The organism is Rhizobium sp. CF122, assembly GCF_000282035.1.
Lineage (GTDB): Bacteria > Pseudomonadota > Alphaproteobacteria > Rhizobiales > Rhizobiaceae > Rhizobium.
Map to the genome: position 1 here is coordinate 68,820 of NZ_AKKA01000011.1, position 15,851 is coordinate 84,670.

17 protein-coding genes are annotated in these 15,851 nt (G+C 59.8%); 16 read left to right on the top strand and 1 reads right to left on the bottom strand.

The genetic code is table 11. The annotated features are described in order from the left end of the window. Nucleotides 1-104: 104 nt before the first annotated feature. The 10 genes from nagZ to PMI09_RS03445 all read left to right on the top strand — a co-directional run bounded on the left by nagZ (nt 105) and on the right by PMI09_RS03445 (nt 9,097). Entirely contained in the window at nt 105-1,118 is a 1,014-nt protein-coding gene (nagZ, locus tag PMI09_RS03400) for a beta-N-acetylhexosaminidase (protein WP_037081799.1), read from the top strand. Between the two features lie 21 nt (nt 1,119-1,139). Further along, a complete protein-coding gene (locus tag PMI09_RS03405; protein ID WP_007788903.1) occupies nt 1,140-2,000 on the top strand; it encodes a segregation and condensation protein A in 861 nt (286 codons plus the stop codon). 32 nt (nt 2,001-2,032) lie between these two features. Beyond that, nucleotides 2,033-2,713 (top strand): SMC-Scp complex subunit ScpB, encoded by a 681-nt coding sequence (gene scpB / locus PMI09_RS03410; protein WP_085990660.1) that lies wholly within the window; start codon nt 2,033-2,035, stop codon nt 2,711-2,713. Nucleotides 2,714-2,898: 185 nt separating this feature from the next. Continuing rightward, on the top strand, nt 2,899-3,099 hold the full coding sequence (locus tag PMI09_RS03415; protein ID WP_007788905.1) for a twin-arginine translocase TatA/TatE family subunit: 201 nt from the start codon (nt 2,899-2,901) through the stop codon (nt 3,097-3,099). A 49-nt stretch (nt 3,100-3,148) separates the two neighbouring features. Further along, entirely contained in the window at nt 3,149-3,769 is a 621-nt protein-coding gene (gene tatB, locus PMI09_RS03420) for a Sec-independent protein translocase protein TatB (protein ID WP_007788906.1), read from the top strand. Next, the gene (gene tatC / locus PMI09_RS03425; RefSeq protein ID WP_007788907.1) at nt 3,766-4,593 is read left to right on the top strand and encodes a twin-arginine translocase subunit TatC; all 828 of its coding nucleotides are present in this window, start codon (nt 3,766-3,768) and stop codon (nt 4,591-4,593) included. Before tatB ends, tatC begins: the two co-directional genes overlap by 4 nt. 92 nt (nt 4,594-4,685) lie before the next feature. Further along, nucleotides 4,686-5,969 carry a serine--tRNA ligase gene (gene serS / locus PMI09_RS03430; RefSeq protein WP_007788908.1) on the top strand — a complete coding sequence of 428 codons (1,284 nt, stop codon included), beginning with the start codon at nt 4,686-4,688 and terminating at the stop codon, nt 5,967-5,969. Nucleotides 5,970-5,973: 4 nt separating this feature from the next. Beyond that, complete coding sequence (gene surE / locus PMI09_RS03435; RefSeq protein ID WP_007788909.1) at nt 5,974-6,741, top strand: 5'/3'-nucleotidase SurE; 768 nt, start codon at nt 5,974-5,976, stop codon at nt 6,739-6,741. Nucleotides 6,742-6,747: 6 nt separating this feature from the next. Then, nucleotides 6,748-7,401, top strand: a complete 654-nt coding sequence (locus PMI09_RS03440) for a protein-L-isoaspartate(D-aspartate) O-methyltransferase (RefSeq protein WP_007788910.1) — start codon at nt 6,748-6,750, stop codon at nt 7,399-7,401. A gap of 136 nt (nt 7,402-7,537) precedes the next feature. Beyond that, nucleotides 7,538-9,097, top strand: coding sequence for a peptidoglycan DD-metalloendopeptidase family protein (locus PMI09_RS03445; protein WP_037081773.1), 1,560 nt, complete (start codon nt 7,538-7,540; stop codon nt 9,095-9,097). Nucleotides 9,098-9,150: 53 nt separating this feature from the next. Here PMI09_RS03445 and PMI09_RS03450 read toward each other — a convergent pair whose 3' ends face one another. Continuing rightward, a complete protein-coding gene (locus tag PMI09_RS03450; RefSeq protein ID WP_007788913.1) occupies nt 9,151-10,023 on the bottom strand; it encodes an ATP-binding protein in 873 nt (290 codons plus the stop codon). A 209-nt stretch (nt 10,024-10,232) separates the two neighbouring features. Here PMI09_RS03450 and yajC point away from each other — a divergent pair, with 209 nt between their 5' ends. From yajC to PMI09_RS03480, 6 genes are all read left to right on the top strand, one after another. Then, complete coding sequence (yajC, locus tag PMI09_RS03455) at nt 10,233-10,580, top strand: preprotein translocase subunit YajC (protein ID WP_007788914.1); 348 nt, start codon at nt 10,233-10,235, stop codon at nt 10,578-10,580. Nucleotides 10,581-10,636: 56 nt separating this feature from the next. Continuing rightward, on the top strand, nt 10,637-13,198 hold the full coding sequence (secDF, locus tag PMI09_RS03460) for a protein translocase subunit SecDF (protein WP_007788915.1): 2,562 nt from the start codon (nt 10,637-10,639) through the stop codon (nt 13,196-13,198). Between the two features lie 4 nt (nt 13,199-13,202). After that, the gene (locus PMI09_RS03465) at nt 13,203-13,589 is read left to right on the top strand and encodes an Mth938-like domain-containing protein (RefSeq protein ID WP_007788916.1); all 387 of its coding nucleotides are present in this window, start codon (nt 13,203-13,205) and stop codon (nt 13,587-13,589) included. A 2-nt stretch (nt 13,590-13,591) separates the two neighbouring features. Then, nucleotides 13,592-14,443, top strand: a complete 852-nt coding sequence (locus PMI09_RS03470) for a phytoene/squalene synthase family protein (protein ID WP_007788917.1) — start codon at nt 13,592-13,594, stop codon at nt 14,441-14,443. A gap of 69 nt (nt 14,444-14,512) precedes the next feature. Beyond that, nucleotides 14,513-14,980 (top strand): hypothetical protein, encoded by a 468-nt coding sequence (locus PMI09_RS03475; protein WP_007788918.1) that lies wholly within the window; start codon nt 14,513-14,515, stop codon nt 14,978-14,980. A 194-nt stretch (nt 14,981-15,174) separates the two neighbouring features. Further along, nucleotides 15,175-15,834, top strand: coding sequence for a peroxiredoxin (locus PMI09_RS03480; protein WP_007788924.1), 660 nt, complete (start codon nt 15,175-15,177; stop codon nt 15,832-15,834). Nucleotides 15,835-15,851: the final 17 nt, after the last annotated feature.

Consider the following 15,851-nt stretch of genomic DNA (forward strand, 5'->3'; position numbering starts at 1 on the left):
CGGCAAGCATTTAATCAAAGCGGCGGGCCTCTGGTCTGCCGCTTTTTTTGTGAATGCCGGTTGACGCAGCTCGTATTTCCGCAGGGCACCTCTATGATTCGGGTATGACCGAATCAAAAGCAATGATCCTAGGCTGTAGCGGCCTTTCTCTCACTCCTGACGAAAAGGCGTTCTTCAGCGCTGAGCGTCCTTGGGGTTTCATCCTGTTCGGGCGCAATATTTCGGAGCGGCAGCAGATCAGAGATCTCGTCGCGGAAATGCGCGAAGCTGTCGGTTGGCACGCGCCGGTTCTCATCGACCAGGAAGGCGGACGCGTCCAGCGAATCCGACCGCCGATCTTCCAGCACTATCCCTCAGGGCAACAGCTTGGCGACATCTATCGGCAGGACAGAGAAAAAGGCCTCCGCGCCGCGTGGCTTATGTCACGGCTACACGCCTTCGACCTTTCTAGTCTTGGCATCAACGTGGACTGCCTTCCGGTGTTGGACGTTCCCGTGGAGGGCAGCAGCAACGTGATCGGCAACCGCGCCTACGGCGGTGATCCGACGACGGTGGTGGCCATGGGCCGGGCCGCTGCCGAGGGTTTGAAAGCGGGCGGTCTTCTCCCTGTGATGAAGCACATGCCGGGCCACGGTCGCGGCTTTGCCGATTCCCATCACGAACTACCGGTTGTCACGGTTTCGCGCGCGGAACTCGAGGCGCACGATTTCCCGCCCTTCATTGCCATGAAGGACGAATTGATGGCGATGACGTGCCATGTTGTCTTTGCGGCCATCGACTCCGAGCATCCGGCAACTACTTCACGTAAGGTCATCGACGGCATCATCCGCCAACAGATCGGCTTCAAAGGGCTGTTGCTTTCCGATGATACGTCGATGAACGCGCTGGCCGGCACGATCGGTGAGCGCGCGGGCAATATCATCGCCGGCGGATGTGATATCGTGCTGCATTGCAATGGCCACATGGGCGAGATGCTGCAGGTTGTCGAAAACGTACCGGTCTTGCAGGACCAGTCGCTGTCGCGAGCAGAAGCGGTGCTGAAGGGCTTCCCAACGGCAGACGAGGGCGACGAGGTTTCGATCCGCGCCGAATTCGATGAAATGTTTGCAACCGTCTGATTGCGGAAGGAGCAGGGCAGGGTGACCACGACTAAGGGCACGGACTGGCAACAGACGGCAACGACGCCGATGGACAAGCTGTGGCAGGAAAGCGGTGCGGAACGCGCGAGCTCAGATCCCGCGCTGCTGATCGACGTTGCCGGCTTCGAAGGCCCGCTCGACCTCTTGCTCTACCTTGCCCGCAATCAGAAGGTCGATCTGTCCCGCATCTCGGTTCTTGCGCTGGCAGAGCAATATCTGCAGTTCATCGAAAGCGCACGGCGGATCCGGATAGAGCTGGCGGCCGACTATCTGGTCATGGCCGCTTGGCTTGCCTATCTGAAATCGCGCCTGCTGATCCCGCAGCAGGCCAAGGACGACGGGCCGTCCGGCGAGGAGATGGCGGCAACGCTCGCCTTCCGCCTGAAGCGCCTGGAGGCGATGCGCGAGGCCGCGAGCGGTCTCGTCAACCGCAATCGTCTGGGGCGGGATATCTTCGCTCGCGGCGCGCCGGAGCATATCCCTGACAGACATCAGTCGGCATATGATGCGAGCCTCTACGATCTACTGACGGCCTATGCGTCGCTCAGGCAGCGTCAGGCTGTGACGCAGGTGACTATCGCTCGACGTAATGTATGGTCTCTGACGGACGCCCGCGAACTTCTAACCCGCATCATTGGTGAGATCGGCGACTGGACGGCGCTCGAATCCTATCTCTTACCTTACATGGCGTCGCCGCAAGACCGGGTCACGGCGATTGCCAGTGCGTTCGCGGCTTCGCTCGAGCTGGTCCGCGAAGGTAAGCTCGAGATTCGTCAGGATGGTGCCTTCCAGTCCCTCTACATGCGGCGAGGCCCTAAACATGCGACGCTGCAGGTCGTCGAACAGGAGCGACCGGCGTGACCGATCTTGAAGACGAGCAGATCGATAGCGTAATGGTGGAAGAGACGGACTACGACATCCGGGCGGAGGCTGAAGCAGAGCGTATTGCCGAAGCACTGGTCTTCGCGTCCGCACAACCCGTCTCCGAAGGCTTCATTGCCGAGCGCTTGCCTCGCGCGTTCAATGTTCGCGCGATCATGCTGCGCCTGAAGGAGCAATATGCCCATCGCGGTGTTAACCTCGTGCAGGTGGATGACGCGTGGGCGTTCCGCACGGCCGCCGACCTCTCATTCGTCATTCGGCGCGACGAGAACGAAACGAAGAAGCTGTCGCGGGCAGCCTTGGAAGTGTTGGCGATCATTGCCTATCACCAGCCGGTGACGCGGGCCGAAATCGAGGATATCAGAGGCGTCCAGACCTCCCGCGGCACACTCGACGTGCTGATGGAGGCAGGCTGGGTTCGGTTTCGCGGTCGCAGGCGTACGCCTGGTCGGCCCGTCACGCTCGGCACCACCCGCGATTTCCTCGATCATTTCGGCCTGGAAGAACTGCGCGATCTACCTGGCCTTGAAGAATTGAAAGGCGCAGGGCTACTCTCCGGTCGCATCCCGGCCAATTTCAATATGCCGTCGCCTGTCATGAACGACGAGTTGACCGAGGACGAAGATCCGATCACGCAACTCGATCTTGAGGAACTCGGCCTGCTGGCGCCCGGCGGCGGGTCCGAAGACTAATCGGATTTGTCTTGGTTCCGCCACGCATCGCGAAAACAATGCCGATCACAGTTTTTCGAATGTGTATTCTCTTGTCACAGAGGGCGATCCCGTGACATTAAGCGACAATCCACGGGGAACTTTGATGTTGGAATTGGTGTAGGAAGCTCTTACATCTGGAAACATCGCAACAGGGAGTTAGCGTAATGGGTTCTTTTAGCATGTGGCACTGGCTGATCGTTCTGGTCATCGTGCTGTTGTTGTTCGGTCGCGGCAAGATTCCGGAACTGATGGGCGACGTTGCCAAGGGCATCAAGAGCTTCAAGAAGGGCATGAACGACGAAGACAGCACGCCCGAGTCCACGACTGCCAAGACCGTCGATCACAAGGCCGACGAAACCAAGTAATCACCTCCGGGCAAACGTAGCCCCCACGTTTCCCGCTCAGGAGCCTTGAATGTTCGATATTGGCTGGACCGAGCTGCTTGTCATCGCGGTCGTTTTGATCGTGGTGGTTGGTCCGAAGGACTTGCCGCCGATGTTGCGTGCGTTCGGCAAGATGACTCAGCGTGCCCGCAAGGTTGCAGGCGAGTTTCGTGCCCAGTTCGACGAGGCCCTGCGTGAGGCCGATCTGGACGAAGTACGCCAGACACTGACGGACGCGCAGAAGCTGAACCCCGTCAACAGTTTGCGCGAAGCCATGAACCCGCTTCGGCAGATGGGCAACGAAATCAAGGCCGACCTGCAGAAGGCGACGACGGTCGAGAACAAGACCGAGGTTCCGGCCGCTGTTGTATCGGTGCCTGAGCCATCAATGAGCCTGCCAGAAACGCCGCCGGTCGTAGCGCCGGCGCCTATTGCTGCAGCAAGCGTGGAAAATGCGGTGGTTCAGGAGAAGCCTAAGGCAGCCCGTAAACCGCGCGCCAAGGCGGAGCCTGCACCTGCCGCAGTTGCCGCTCCCGTCGAGAAGCCCAAGCGGGCTTCGACGAGGACGGCCGCCGCCAAGAAGCCCGCGGCGGTTGCCGCCACAGCCGCTCCGAAGAAGACGGCAGCAAAGAAGAAGAAGGACGATGCATGAGCGGTGAGATCGAAGACAAGCCGCAGCCACTGATCGAGCATCTGATGGAGCTGCGCACGCGACTGATCTGGTCGATCGGTGCGTTTTTCGTTGCGTTCATCGCCTGCTTCATATTCGCCAAACATCTCTTCAACGTGCTGGTCTATCCGTACAAGTGGGCCGTTACCTGGGCGAAGCTCGACGTTTCAAAGGCACAGCTCATCTACACGGCGCCGCAGGAGTTCTTCTTCACGCAGGTGAAAGTCGCCATGTTCGGCGGCCTGGTCATCGCCTTTCCGATCATTGCCGCGCAGATCTACAAGTTTGTCGCGCCTGGCCTCTACAAGAACGAGCGCGCGGCCTTCCTGCCGTTTCTGATCGCGTCGCCGATCCTGTTTCTGATGGGCGCTTCGCTCGTCTATTTCTTCTTTACGCCGATGGTCATGTGGTTCTTCCTGACCATGCAGCAAGCGCCAGGCGAGGGCGACGTCGCAATTTCGCTGCTTCCGAAGGTCTCCGAGTATCTCAGCCTCATCATGACGCTGGTGTTTTCGTTCGGCTTGGTCTTTCAGCTTCCGGTGATAACCACGCTGCTGGCCCGTGTCGGATTGCTGACGTCGGATTGGCTGGCTGAGAAGCGCAAGTTCGCGATCGTGCTCGCCTTTATCGTCGCAGCGGTGCTGACGCCGCCCGATCCGATGTCCCAGATCGGCCTTGCACTGCCGACCATCCTTCTCTACGAGATTTCCATCTACGCGGCGCGACTCGTGGAGCGCCAGCGTGCCCGCGAGGCGGTCGAAGAGGCTGAAGGAACCACGGATGTTGCCAAGTCGGACAACGTCTGACCGATCTTCCTCAATGAACGCTTCCAAGCATCCGGTCGAGGCCTAGCCGGGCGTTGGCCGGGTTATCTTTTTTACAACGACCTGGAACGACGATGCTCGATATCAAATGGATCCGTGAGAATCCCGAAGCGCTCGATGCGGCACTTGCCAAGCGTGGTGTCGAGCCTTTGTCCGAAAGCTTGATTGCGATCGATGAAAAGCGCCGCTCGGCCATTCAGAAAGTCCAGGACATGTTGTCCCGTCGCAATGCCGCCTCCAAGGAAATCGGCGCGGCGATGGCGCAGAAGAACAGCGAGCTTGCCGACAAGCTGAAGGCCGAGGTGGCTGACCTGAAGGTGCTGCTTCCGGCCGCCGAAGAGGATGAACGTCAGGCGACGGACGAGCTGAACGACGCGCTGTCGCGCATTCCGAACATCCCGCACGACGATGTGCCGGTCGGCAAAGACGAGCACGACAATGTCGTTGCCCGCGTCGTCGGCGAAAAGCCGCGCTGGAATCACACGCCGAAGGAACATTTCGAGATCGGTGAAGCGCTTGGCTACATGGATTTCGAGCGGGCTGCTAAGCTCTCGGGATCGCGCTTTACGGTGCTGACCGGTCCGCTCGCGCGGCTGGAGCGCGCGCTCGGTCAGTTCATGATCGACCTGCATACGAGCGAGCATGGCTACACCGAAGTCAGCTCGCCGCTGATGGTGCGCGCAGAAGCGCTCTATGGCACCGGCAATCTGCCGAAGTTCGAGGAAGATCTCTTCAAGACGACCGACAGTCGGTATCTCATTCCGACCGCGGAAGTGACGCTGACCAACCTAGTACGCGAAGAAATCCTCGACCAGGAGAAGCTGCCGCTTCGTTTCACCGCGCTGACGCCGTCCTTCCGCTCGGAAGCGGGCTCGGCCGGCCGCGACACGCGTGGCATGCTTCGCCAGCATCAGTTCTGGAAGTGCGAACTCGTCTCGATCACCGATGCGGAGAGTTCGCTTGCCGAGCACGAGCGCATGACGGCCTGCGCGGAAGAGGTGTTGAAGCGCCTCGGCCTGCATTTCCGCACGCTGACGCTCTGCACTGGCGATATGGGCTTCGGTTCGCGCAAGACCTACGACCTCGAGGTCTGGTTGCCGGGCCAGAACACCTACCGTGAAATCTCGTCCTGTTCCGTCTGCGGCGATTTCCAGGCGCGGCGCATGAACGCGCGCTATCGCGGCAAGGAGGACAAGGCAACGAAGTTCGTTCACACGTTGAACGGCTCGGGCACCGCCGTCGGTCGCTGCCTGATCGCTGTTCTCGAGAACTACCTGAACGAGGACGGGTCGGTGACTGTTCCCGACGCTCTGCTGCCATATATGGGCGGTTTGAAGAAGATAGAACGGGCGGCCTGAGCCGATGCGCATTCTGCTCACCAACGACGACGGCATTCACGCTGAAGGCCTCGCAGCGCTGGAGCGGATTGCGCGCACGCTGTCCGACGATGTCTGGATTGTCGCGCCGGAGACGGACCAGAGCGGCCTTGCGCATTCGTTGAGCCTTTCTGAGCCGCTGCGACTGCGCAAGATCTCCGACAAGCATTTCGCGCTACGCGGAACCCCGACCGATTGCGTCATCATGGGCATCAAGCAGGTCATGGACATCAAGCCGGACCTCGTGCTCTCGGGCGTCAATTCGGGCTCGAATGTCGCCGACGATGTCACCTATTCAGGCACCATCGCTGGTGCCATCGAAGGCACCATGCAAGGCGTCCGCTCTTTTGCATTGAGCCAGGCCTATCTCCACCAGGATGGGTCAAGGATCGTTCCATGGGAGGTCTGCGAGGCACACGCGCCGGCTCTTCTCGAGAAACTGATGTCGCTCGAATTGCCCGAGGGCACGTTCCTGAACCTCAACTTTCCGAATTGCCGCCCCGAAGAAGTCGAGGGCGTGGAAGTCACGGCGCAAGGCAAGCTTGCCTTCAACCTGCAGGTCGATGCCCGGTCTGACGGACGTGGCTTTCCCTATTATTGGCTGAAGTTCGGAGAGCGTGCCGGCGCCTTCCTCGAGGGCACCGATATCCACGCTCTGAAGCATCGCAAGATTTCGGTAACGCCTTTGAAACTGGATCTGACTGATTATTCCGTACGGGACCGCGTGGCGCGGGCGCTTTCGGGTACGGAGTAGATTGTTTTGACGGCACGGCTGGTCGAGAAGGAAGGGTTTGCGGCGCTCGTTTTGAGGTTGCGGGCCGAAGGCGTTTCCGATCTGGATCTGCTGACTGCGGTCGAGCAGACGCCGCGCTCTTTGTTCGTGCCGCCGCAGTTCGCGGAGCAGGCCTATTCGAGCCGCACGATCCCGATCGAATGCGGCTCATTTCTGGAGGGCGTCGATCTCGCGGTCAGGATCCTTCACCACCTGAAGATCAAGCCGGGGCAACGTGTGCTTGAGGTCGGCACGGGCAGCGGCTTCATGTCTGCCGTCATGGCCCGCATGGCCGAACGCGTGCTGACGATCGACCGCTACAAGACATTGACGACGAATGCGCAGCGTCGCATCGACTCACTCGGACTCAGAAACGTCATCATCCGCCAGGCCGACGGCAGCGCCGGCTTGCAGGGAGAGGGAACTTTCGATCGCATCGTGGTCACCGCGGCGTTCAATTCGATGCCGCGGTTCTACACCGACCAGCTTGTTTCCGGCGGCTCAATGATTGCGCCTCTCATGATCTCCGAGAATGAATGTCGCCTTGTGCGGCTCACGAAAACGGGGAGCCGCTTCGAGCGCGAAGAGCTGTTCGATACACCCTATCTTCCGATCGTCCCGCGCCTTGCGTCTCAACTTTGACGCGAGCCTGTCGCGCGAGTGCTATGGTTAGCAATCTCTCAAAAAAATCGCGCGGATTCCTGTGCCTTAACCGCATGGTAATACTAACGCGCTTTAATAAACCCACAAATAGTTGCGTTCATCAGTGGGTCGAGTCATGCGTTTCAGTCTTTCGCCAAGAGTAGGCAAGTCTGCCGGTAATGTCCTGATAGCGGCTTTGCTGGCGAGTGCCGCAACGGGTTGCAGTTCGGATGTAACACGTTTCGGTGGTCTTTTCTCGTCATCGGGTCAGGACCAGATGACGACCAACTCCATCCCACGCAGAAATATGCAGGCCGATCCCGTGCCGCAGGCGGATTTGGCGCAGGGCGGCTATTCGGCAAGCAGCCAGGCGATGAGCCAACCCTATCCGGCGCAGCCCGCTTATGGCGCCTCCAGCGCCCGCATGGCCTCGGCACCGGTCTCCGTTCAGCGCTCCGATCTCGCTGCTCCCTCCGCGGTGGCGCCGGCAGCTCCGTCCCGCGAAAAGCAGGTAGCGCTCGCGCAGCCATTCCCCGCGGCCGCCGCTCCGAAGAAATCGGCCCCGGTTCTCGTTCCGCCAAAGACGGCAACCGACTCGATCGTCACCGGCACGACCCCGAAGGTGTCCGGCTGGTCGGCAACCAATGCGCCTTCCGTTGCGCTTCGTCCGGGCGAAACCATCGCGACGCTCGCCAATCGCTACGGTGTCCCGGAGAAGGAAATTCTTCGGGTCAACGGCTTCAATACTGCCACTGCCGCAAAGCCTGGTCAGATCATCCTGATCCCGACCTTCAACGGAGGCAATGCCGCCAAGGCATCCGCCCAGACGGCCGACCTCTCCAAGGGCGGGCATCTGCCTCAGCCTGGCAAGCAGCAAGAGCAGAACGTTGCCGTCGTTCCGGGTGCGAATTCCGCCCGCGACAAGTCGGTCGCAAATGCCGATCCGGCGGGCAAGCTTCCGGCTGGCGCGGGTAAGGGACCGAAGGGCGCCGGCGGCACCTATGTCGTCAAGCCGGGTGACTCGCTTGCCAAGATTGCCAAGGCAACGGGCACCAGCATCGACGATCTGAAGGCTGCCAACAACCTGTCGGCTGGTTCGATCCGCATCGGTCAGGAACTCAATCTCCCCGGCGCTTCGCGCGATGGTATGAAAACGGCCTCCATTCCGGCAAAGGCAGAACCGAAGCCGATCGCTGAGCCTGCCGCCGCAACAACGACCGCCGCCGCGCAACCCGCAACCTATAAGGCACCCGTCGCGACCGAGACCGTGGATGAGGCTGCCAAGAAGGAAGTGGCCTCCGCGGCGCCCGAGGCAACCGGCATCGGCAAGTATCGCTGGCCGGTTCGTGGAGCTGTCATTGCGGCCTACGGCGCCAACGTCAACGGCAGCCGTAACGATGGCATCGACATTTCCGTGCCGCAAGGTACGCCGATCAAGGCGGCCGAAAACGGCGTGGTCATCTATGCCGGCAACGGCCTGAAGGAACTCGGCAATACGGTTCTCGTCCGCCACGACGACGGTACCGTTACCGTGTACGGCAACGCCGACACCCTGAGCGTCACCCGCGGCCAGAAGATCCAGCGCGGACAGACGGTCGCTGTCTCCGGCATGAGCGGCAACGTCAAGCAGCCGCAGGTCCACTTCGAAGTCCGCAAGGATGCGACTCCGGTCAACCCAATTACTTTCCTCGAATAGGTATTGCGTCCGAGGATGCTCAAAAGCCCGGCCTCAAAGCCGGGCTTTTGTCATTATGCGCGGTCGAGTGCGATGCGCATCCGGCCAGCGAGATCCTGAATGTACTGCCAGGCGACGCGGCCGGAACGCGCGCCACGCGTTGTGGCCCATTCCAGTGCCTCCGCATGCATCTTTTCGCGATCGATGGGTAGCTTGAAATGATCTGCATAGCCGTCGATCATCGTCAGATAGTCGTCCTGGCTGCATTTGTGGAATCCGAGCCAAAGGCCAAACCGGTCGGACAGCGAAACCTTTTCCTCGACCGCTTCGGAGGGATTGATCGCCGTCGACTGCTCGTTCTCCATCATGTTGCGCGGAAGCAGGTGGCGCCGGTTCGAGGTTGCATAGAAAAGAACGTTGTCTGGCCGACCCTCTACGCCGCCATCAAGGGCTGCCTTGAGCGATTTGTATGCCGTGTCATCGTGATCGAACGAGAGGTCGTCGCAGAAAACGATGACGCGGAGGGGCGCATCCTTCAGCAGATCAAGCAGCGTCGGGAGGCTCGCGATATCTTCGCGATGCACTTCCACCAGTTTCAGCGACACGCCGCTCTCACGCCGCACATCTTCATGGACGGCCTTGACCAGCGAGGACTTGCCCATACCGCGCGCGCCCCAAAGGAGAACGTTGTTCGCCGGATAGCCTTCGGCAAAGCGGACCGTGTTTTCGTGGAGGATATCCCGCACGTGGTCTACACCACGGATCAGCTTCAAGGCGACCCGGTTCGGTCGTGCAACTGGCTGGAGGTGCTGGCGGGCAGGGGACCAGACGAAGCAATCGGCAGCGTTCCAGTCGTTGGCAGCGGGCGCCGGGCCGGCCAACCGGTCGATCGCATCCGTCAGTCGGCGCAGTTCCGTCAGAATGGCGTTGTTGACGTCTTCGGCCATGGGCCTTCCTCCTGAATTCTGGTTGCAACCAGCCTGCTGTGTCTTTTGCCTGCGGCGTAGCATGGCCTTTTGCGAGCGGAAAGGTTATGAGGCAGCGGAATCGGTACGGTTTCCGGCTGTTTCTGTTGCATTCGCAAAGACCATAATTATAGTCCGGCCACCCGAGAAAAGGCGGAGTTCCGCCACCGGAAAGCTTTGAGGAGTTTAGCATGTTCATCACCCCGGCATTTGCCCAGGCTGCCACCGACACTGCGGCGTCGCCGTTCGGCTCTGGCCTAGAAATGATCATCCTTTTTGTGCCGCTGATGGTTGTCTGGTATTTCCTGTTGATCCGTCCGCAGCGCGCGCAGGCCAAGAAGCGTGAAGAGACGCTGAAGGCGATCCGTCGCGGCGATCAGGTCGTCACCGGCGGCGGTCTCGTCGGCAAGGTCACCAAGGTTGTTGACGACAAGGAACTCGAAGTGGAAATTGCAGACGGGGTTCGCGTTCGCGTCGTTCGCACCGGCATTTCGGAAGTTCGCGTCAAGGGTGAGCCGGTGAAGGCAGACGCTGCATAGTATTGCAAACCTAGCCGCGAACCGGATTGGGCCGGATCGGAAATAGTCGAGAGAAAATGCATCGTTTTTCCCGCTTGAAGGCCGTTCTGATCTGGGTTTTGGTACTGGTGGCCGTGATAATCGCGGCCCCAAATTTATTGTCGGACGGGCAGCGTTCTAAGCTGCCCGCATGGTTGGCTCATAGCCGTGTTGTCCTTGGCCCTGATGTGCAGGGCGGTTCCCATCTGCTTTTTCAGATCGAGCGCTCCGATATCGTCAGGGAACGGCTCGAGCGTACGGTTGCTGACGTCCGTGGCAAGTTGCGCGAATCTAACATTCGCTATACCGGCCTGACCGGCAACGACCAGGACGTCACCGTCAGGATTACCGATGCCAGCCAAGTGGACGCTGCGGTCAATGCCTTAAGCATGTTGACTGCGAGCAGGAAGAACGGCTGGTTCGGCGGCTCGGTCCGGAATGTATCCCTGGAGAGAGGTAACGGCGGGCAGCTTACACTACGAATTTCAAACGATAGCATCGACGAAGGCATCACAGTTGCCCTGGCGCAGTCCCTGGAGGTTGTCGAGCGTCGCATTGCCGGCCTTGAGATCAAGGATTTTTCTGTTCGCGCAGATGGCCGCGACCGCATCGACGTCAAAACGCTCGGCTCGATTGACGTCGAGCGGCTGAAGAATATTCTGAACGAGCCCGCTCAGCTTGCGGTTCGGATGATCGATGAAAGCATGTCCGGGCAGGAGGCCCTTGCCGGTCGCTGGCCTGCGACCTCCGAAGTACTCTATTCGCTTGACGATCCGCCCGTTCCTTACCTCGTCGATCGCACGGATTTTATAACGGGCAAGAATCTCGTCGATGCTCAGGCGGTCGTCGATCCGCAAACGGACGCGGTCGCCATCAGCTATAAGCTGGATGCCGAAGGGACCGAGCGCCTGGCCCAGAAGACGCGCCAGAATATCGGCCGACACCTTGCCATACTCTTCGACGATCAGGTCATGGCGGCGCCACTTATCAACGCGCCGATCTTGGACGGCACCGGAAGCGTGCCGGTCAGCTTCAGCGAGGACGGAGCCCGCGATCTTGCGCTGATGTTGCGAAGCGGCGCTCTGCCGGCGACGTTGACGACCGTGGAGGAGCGCACCGTCAGCCCCACTCTCGGCGCTGAATCGAAGCGCGCCGGTTTGGTCGCCGGCTTCGTCGCTGCGATCCTTGTCACCGGGTTGATGTTTGCCTTCTATCGAAAGCTGGGCATCATCGCCGGCATTTCGCTTGTCCTGAACCTCCTCCTGATTCTCGCTGTGCTGAGTGTGATCGGCGCAACGCTGACATTGCCCGGCCTCGCAGGCATTGTCTTGATCATGGGCATGGCCGTCGATGCCAATGTGCTCGTCTACGAGCGAATCCGGGAAGAGGCGAAAGCCGGCCATTCCTTCGCGGATGCGATCGATAACGGGTTTTCTCGTGCGTTCCTGACGATCCTTGATGCCAATGTCACCATCGTCATTGCAGCGGTTATTCTCTACTATCTCGGCAGTGATACCGTTCGCGGTTTTGCCGTGACGCTGGCGGCGGGAATTCTGGCGACTGTCTTCACCACCTTCACGCTGACGCGTTGGATTGTCGTCACCTGGCTCCATCGCAAGCATCCGCGGCATCTGCCCAGGGATGTTCAGACAGGCATCTTCGATCACGCGAACATCCGCTTCATGGGCATACGGCGGTACACTTTCACGGCGTCGGCGGCGCTTTCGATACTGGCGATGGTCGGCTTCGCGACGGTTGGCGCAAACCTTGGCGTTGACTTTGCCGGCGGCTCGCTTGTGGAGGTCAAGGCGAAGCAGGGTGTTGCCGATCCGGATGACATCCGCGCGCGTCTCGGCGATCTGAACATCGGGAATATCGAGGCCCGTCGCCTTGCCGATGCCTCAACGGCGTTGGTTCGCATTCAGGCGCAAGGTGGCGGCGAGAATGCCGAACAGTCGGCTATGACCTTACTGCGCGATGAATTGGGTGATGACTACGAAATCCGGAGCGTGGAGGTTGTCGGCCCAGCCGTGTCGGGTGAACTGACGAGGGCCGCGACATTGGGCATACTCGGTTCGCTCGCTGTCATCCTCCTTTACATCTGGCTGCGCTTCGAATGGCAGTTTGCGATCGGTGCGATCATCGCGACCCTTCACGATATCATCTTGACGCTGGGCCTCTTCGTGCTGACAGGCATGGAATTCAATCTAACGAGCGTTGCGGCCATCCTGACGATTGTCGGCTATTCGCTCAACGATACAGTCGTCGTCTACGACCGGATGCGTGAAAATCTGAAGCGCTACCACAAGATGCCTCTGCCGATCCTGATCGATGCCTCGATCAATCAGACGCTGTCGCGCACTGTTTTGACGGCTGCGACGACATTGCTGGCCCTGCTGGCGCTCTGCCTGTTCGGTGGTGAAGTGATCCGCCCGTTCGCCTTTGTGATGCTGTTCGGCGTTGCAGTTGGCACCTTTTCCTCCATCTACATAGCTGCGCCCGTGCTGATTGCTTTCAAGCTCCGGCCGGACGCCGTCGATAGTGATCAAAATCAGAAAGTGGCCGAGCCGGGTACGAACTCCGGCAATCCGGTAGTGTGAGAATATGGCAAGAGGCATAGAAATCCGCGAGGCGCATTTTCCTGGACGCGCGCCCATCGATACCTACGGCAACGGCGGTTTCCGTTTCGCCGACATGTCCCATCGCGGATCGATCCTTTGCCTTCCGTCCGGTATCTATGGCTGGGATATGGACATGTCGAAGCCGCTGTCGATCGAGAATTTTCAGAAGGTGCTCGACGAGGCAGCCGAGATCGAGGTCCTGCTGATCGGCACAGGGAACGATATGCGTCCGATCCCGGCTGATCTGAAGGCTGCCTTGAGGGCCGCCGGCATTTCATCCGATCCGATGAATACGGGTGCTGCGGTTCGCACCTTCAACATCATGCTCTTGGAATCCCGCGCCGTCGCCGCGGCGCTAATAGCGGTCTGACAATGGCCGATCAGCCTTTGACGAACCAGGACATCTGCCTGGCGACGCTGCGCGACAACGACCGCGACCGGTACCTGGCCTGCCTGCTGTCGCCGGAAAGCAAGCGGGACGCATTGGCCGCACTCTACGCTTTCAATGCCGAGCTTGCACGTATTCGCGATCTGGTGCACGAGCCCCTTCCGGGGGAGGTTCGCATGCAATACTGGCGCGACCTGCTGGAGGGGAGCGCGCATGGCTCCACCCAGGCAAATCCAATTGCCGCTGCCTTGCTATCGACAATCGAAGCCCACCGCCTGCCGCCGAAGACCCTCGTAAACATGATCGATGCTCGCATCTTCGATCTCTACGACGATCCGATGGAGACGCGCGTCTCGCTCGAAGGATATGCCGGCGAGACGGCGTCTACCCTCATTCAATTGGCTAGCCTGGTACTTGCGCCGGAGGAGGCTGCCAGATCCGCTGAGGCTGCTGGGCACGCAGGCGTTGCGCAGGCCATCGCCGGCCTCCTGCTTTTGATGCCGCTGCATCGTCACCGCGGACAGCTCTATATTCCCCTTGAAATCCTATCCGCGACGGGACTTGATCGCGATGCGTTTCTTGCCGGGGAGGACAAGTCGCGCATCTCTGCAGCGATCGAAGCTTTCGCCGGGCTCGGCCGCGACCATCTCGCCAGGGCGAGAAGTGTCGCGATATCATCGACCGTATTTCCGGCATTCCTGCCTGTCGCGCTGGCAGAGCCCGTGCTTGTCAACGCTCAGAAGACGGGCGCAGGATTGTTCGAGCGTCAGTTGCAGCGCTCGCAGCTGCGGCGCCAGGCGGGCATGCTGCTCGCGTTGATGCGCAAGAAAATCTGACTTTTGTTCAAACTCGCGCAAGGCTCGTGCCTTATAGAAGCGTCGTTGCAGCTTTGATCGGAGAGCGATGTGAGCATTATCGTCTGGTGCGTTATATTCGCGATCGTCATTTTCATCGCCTTCATTTCGACGCGCATGGCGGCGCAGAACAAGGAAGATGGCCTTCACGATACCGGACTCGCGATCATCGAGTTCAACCGGGCTTTTCCCACTGAAGCAATCCGCCAGTTGCAGGCCACCGCCAACGGACAGGCAGTGTTCGTACGCCTGCATGACAATAAGGCGGGCTTCATGCGCAACATGCAGAGACATTATTCATGCCACATCATCGAGCCGGGCAGGGTGCGTGTCCTGAGCTCGGAAACGGGCCGCGGCCTCAGCATCGAGTTCCTTGACGCTCCACATCAGAGCGGCACGTTCGAATTTGCCTCCTCCAAGGAGGCATCCGAGGTCTCTCTCTGGCTGCTCGGCAACTACGTGGCCGAGCCGGACAAGGCATTGGCGTCGCACAATTCCACAGCCGAAAACGGCAAGTAGCGAAGCCCCTGGCGAACCGGCATATCGTTTCGCCGCAGTCGTTCCGCATTCACGATCATCCTTATCGGCGTAGCCTCTCGCGTGACGCATGGCTGCGGCCGTTTTGCCGTTGCTTGCCGCCCGAAATAGGCGCAAGATTTGCGCTCATCCGGCAATGTTTGAGTTTGTGTTCACAAACGCGATGGAGGTGCGTGATGCTTGCGATCAATGATACCGCTCCGGATTTCGAAGCCCAAACGACCGAAGGCAAGATCAGTTTTCACCAGTGGATCGGTAATTCCTGGGCGGTGCTGTTTTCGCATCCGAAGGACTTTACCCCCGTATGCACAACTGAACTCGGCTACATGGCGCGGATCAAACCTGAGTTCGACAGGCGCGGTGTGAAGATCATCGGCCTCTCGGTCGATCCGCTTGAACGCCATGCCAGCTGGATGAATGACATCGAGGAAACACAGGGCTACCGCCCCAACTACCCGATGATCGCCGACGTCGATTACACCGTGTCGAAGCGCTATAACATGCTGCCCGCTTTGGTATCCGGCGATCCGACGGAGCGCACGCCGGCCGACAACCAGACCGTCCGGAACGTTTTCGTCATCGGCCCCGACAAGAAGATCAAACTGGTTATGGTTTATCCCATGACCACCGGTCGCAACTTCGATGAGGTGCTGCGGGTTATCGATTCGCTCCAGCTGACCGCCAAGCACAAGGTTGCTACGCCGGTGAACTGGAAGAACGGTGAGGACGTGATCATCGCCGGTTCTGTCTCCGACGACGACGCAAAGAAGCAATATCCGCAAGGTTGGCGAGCGCCGAAGCCCTATATCAGGATCGTGCCGCAGCCGCACGGATAGTCCATTGCAAACTGTGC

Bases quoted from the DNA above. Each gene is read 5' to 3' on its own strand.
- PMI09_RS03450 (WP_007788913.1), bottom strand. From the start codon at position 10,023: ATGGCCGAAGACGTCAACAACGCCATTCTGACGGAACTGCGCCGACTG.
- PMI09_RS03445 (WP_037081773.1), top strand. From the start codon at position 7,538: ATGCGTTTCAGTCTTTCGCCAAGAGTAGGCAAGTCTGCCGGTAATGTC.
- scpB (WP_085990660.1), top strand. From the start codon at position 2,033: ATGGTGGAAGAGACGGACTACGACATCCGGGCGGAGGCTGAAGCAGAG.
- PMI09_RS03415 (WP_007788905.1), top strand. From the start codon at position 2,899: ATGGGTTCTTTTAGCATGTGGCACTGGCTGATCGTTCTGGTCATCGTG.
- PMI09_RS03480 (WP_007788924.1), top strand. From the start codon at position 15,175: ATGCTTGCGATCAATGATACCGCTCCGGATTTCGAAGCCCAAACGACC.
- tatB (WP_007788906.1), top strand. From the start codon at position 3,149: ATGTTCGATATTGGCTGGACCGAGCTGCTTGTCATCGCGGTCGTTTTG.
- secDF (WP_007788915.1), top strand. From the start codon at position 10,637: ATGCATCGTTTTTCCCGCTTGAAGGCCGTTCTGATCTGGGTTTTGGTA.
- nagZ (WP_037081799.1), top strand. From the start codon at position 105: ATGACCGAATCAAAAGCAATGATCCTAGGCTGTAGCGGCCTTTCTCTC.
- surE (WP_007788909.1), top strand. From the start codon at position 5,974: ATGCGCATTCTGCTCACCAACGACGACGGCATTCACGCTGAAGGCCTC.
- tatC (WP_007788907.1), top strand. From the start codon at position 3,766: ATGAGCGGTGAGATCGAAGACAAGCCGCAGCCACTGATCGAGCATCTG.
- yajC (WP_007788914.1), top strand. From the start codon at position 10,233: ATGTTCATCACCCCGGCATTTGCCCAGGCTGCCACCGACACTGCGGCG.
- PMI09_RS03470 (WP_007788917.1), top strand. From the start codon at position 13,592: ATGGCCGATCAGCCTTTGACGAACCAGGACATCTGCCTGGCGACGCTG.
- PMI09_RS03465 (WP_007788916.1), top strand. From the start codon at position 13,203: ATGGCAAGAGGCATAGAAATCCGCGAGGCGCATTTTCCTGGACGCGCG.
- serS (WP_007788908.1), top strand. From the start codon at position 4,686: ATGCTCGATATCAAATGGATCCGTGAGAATCCCGAAGCGCTCGATGCG.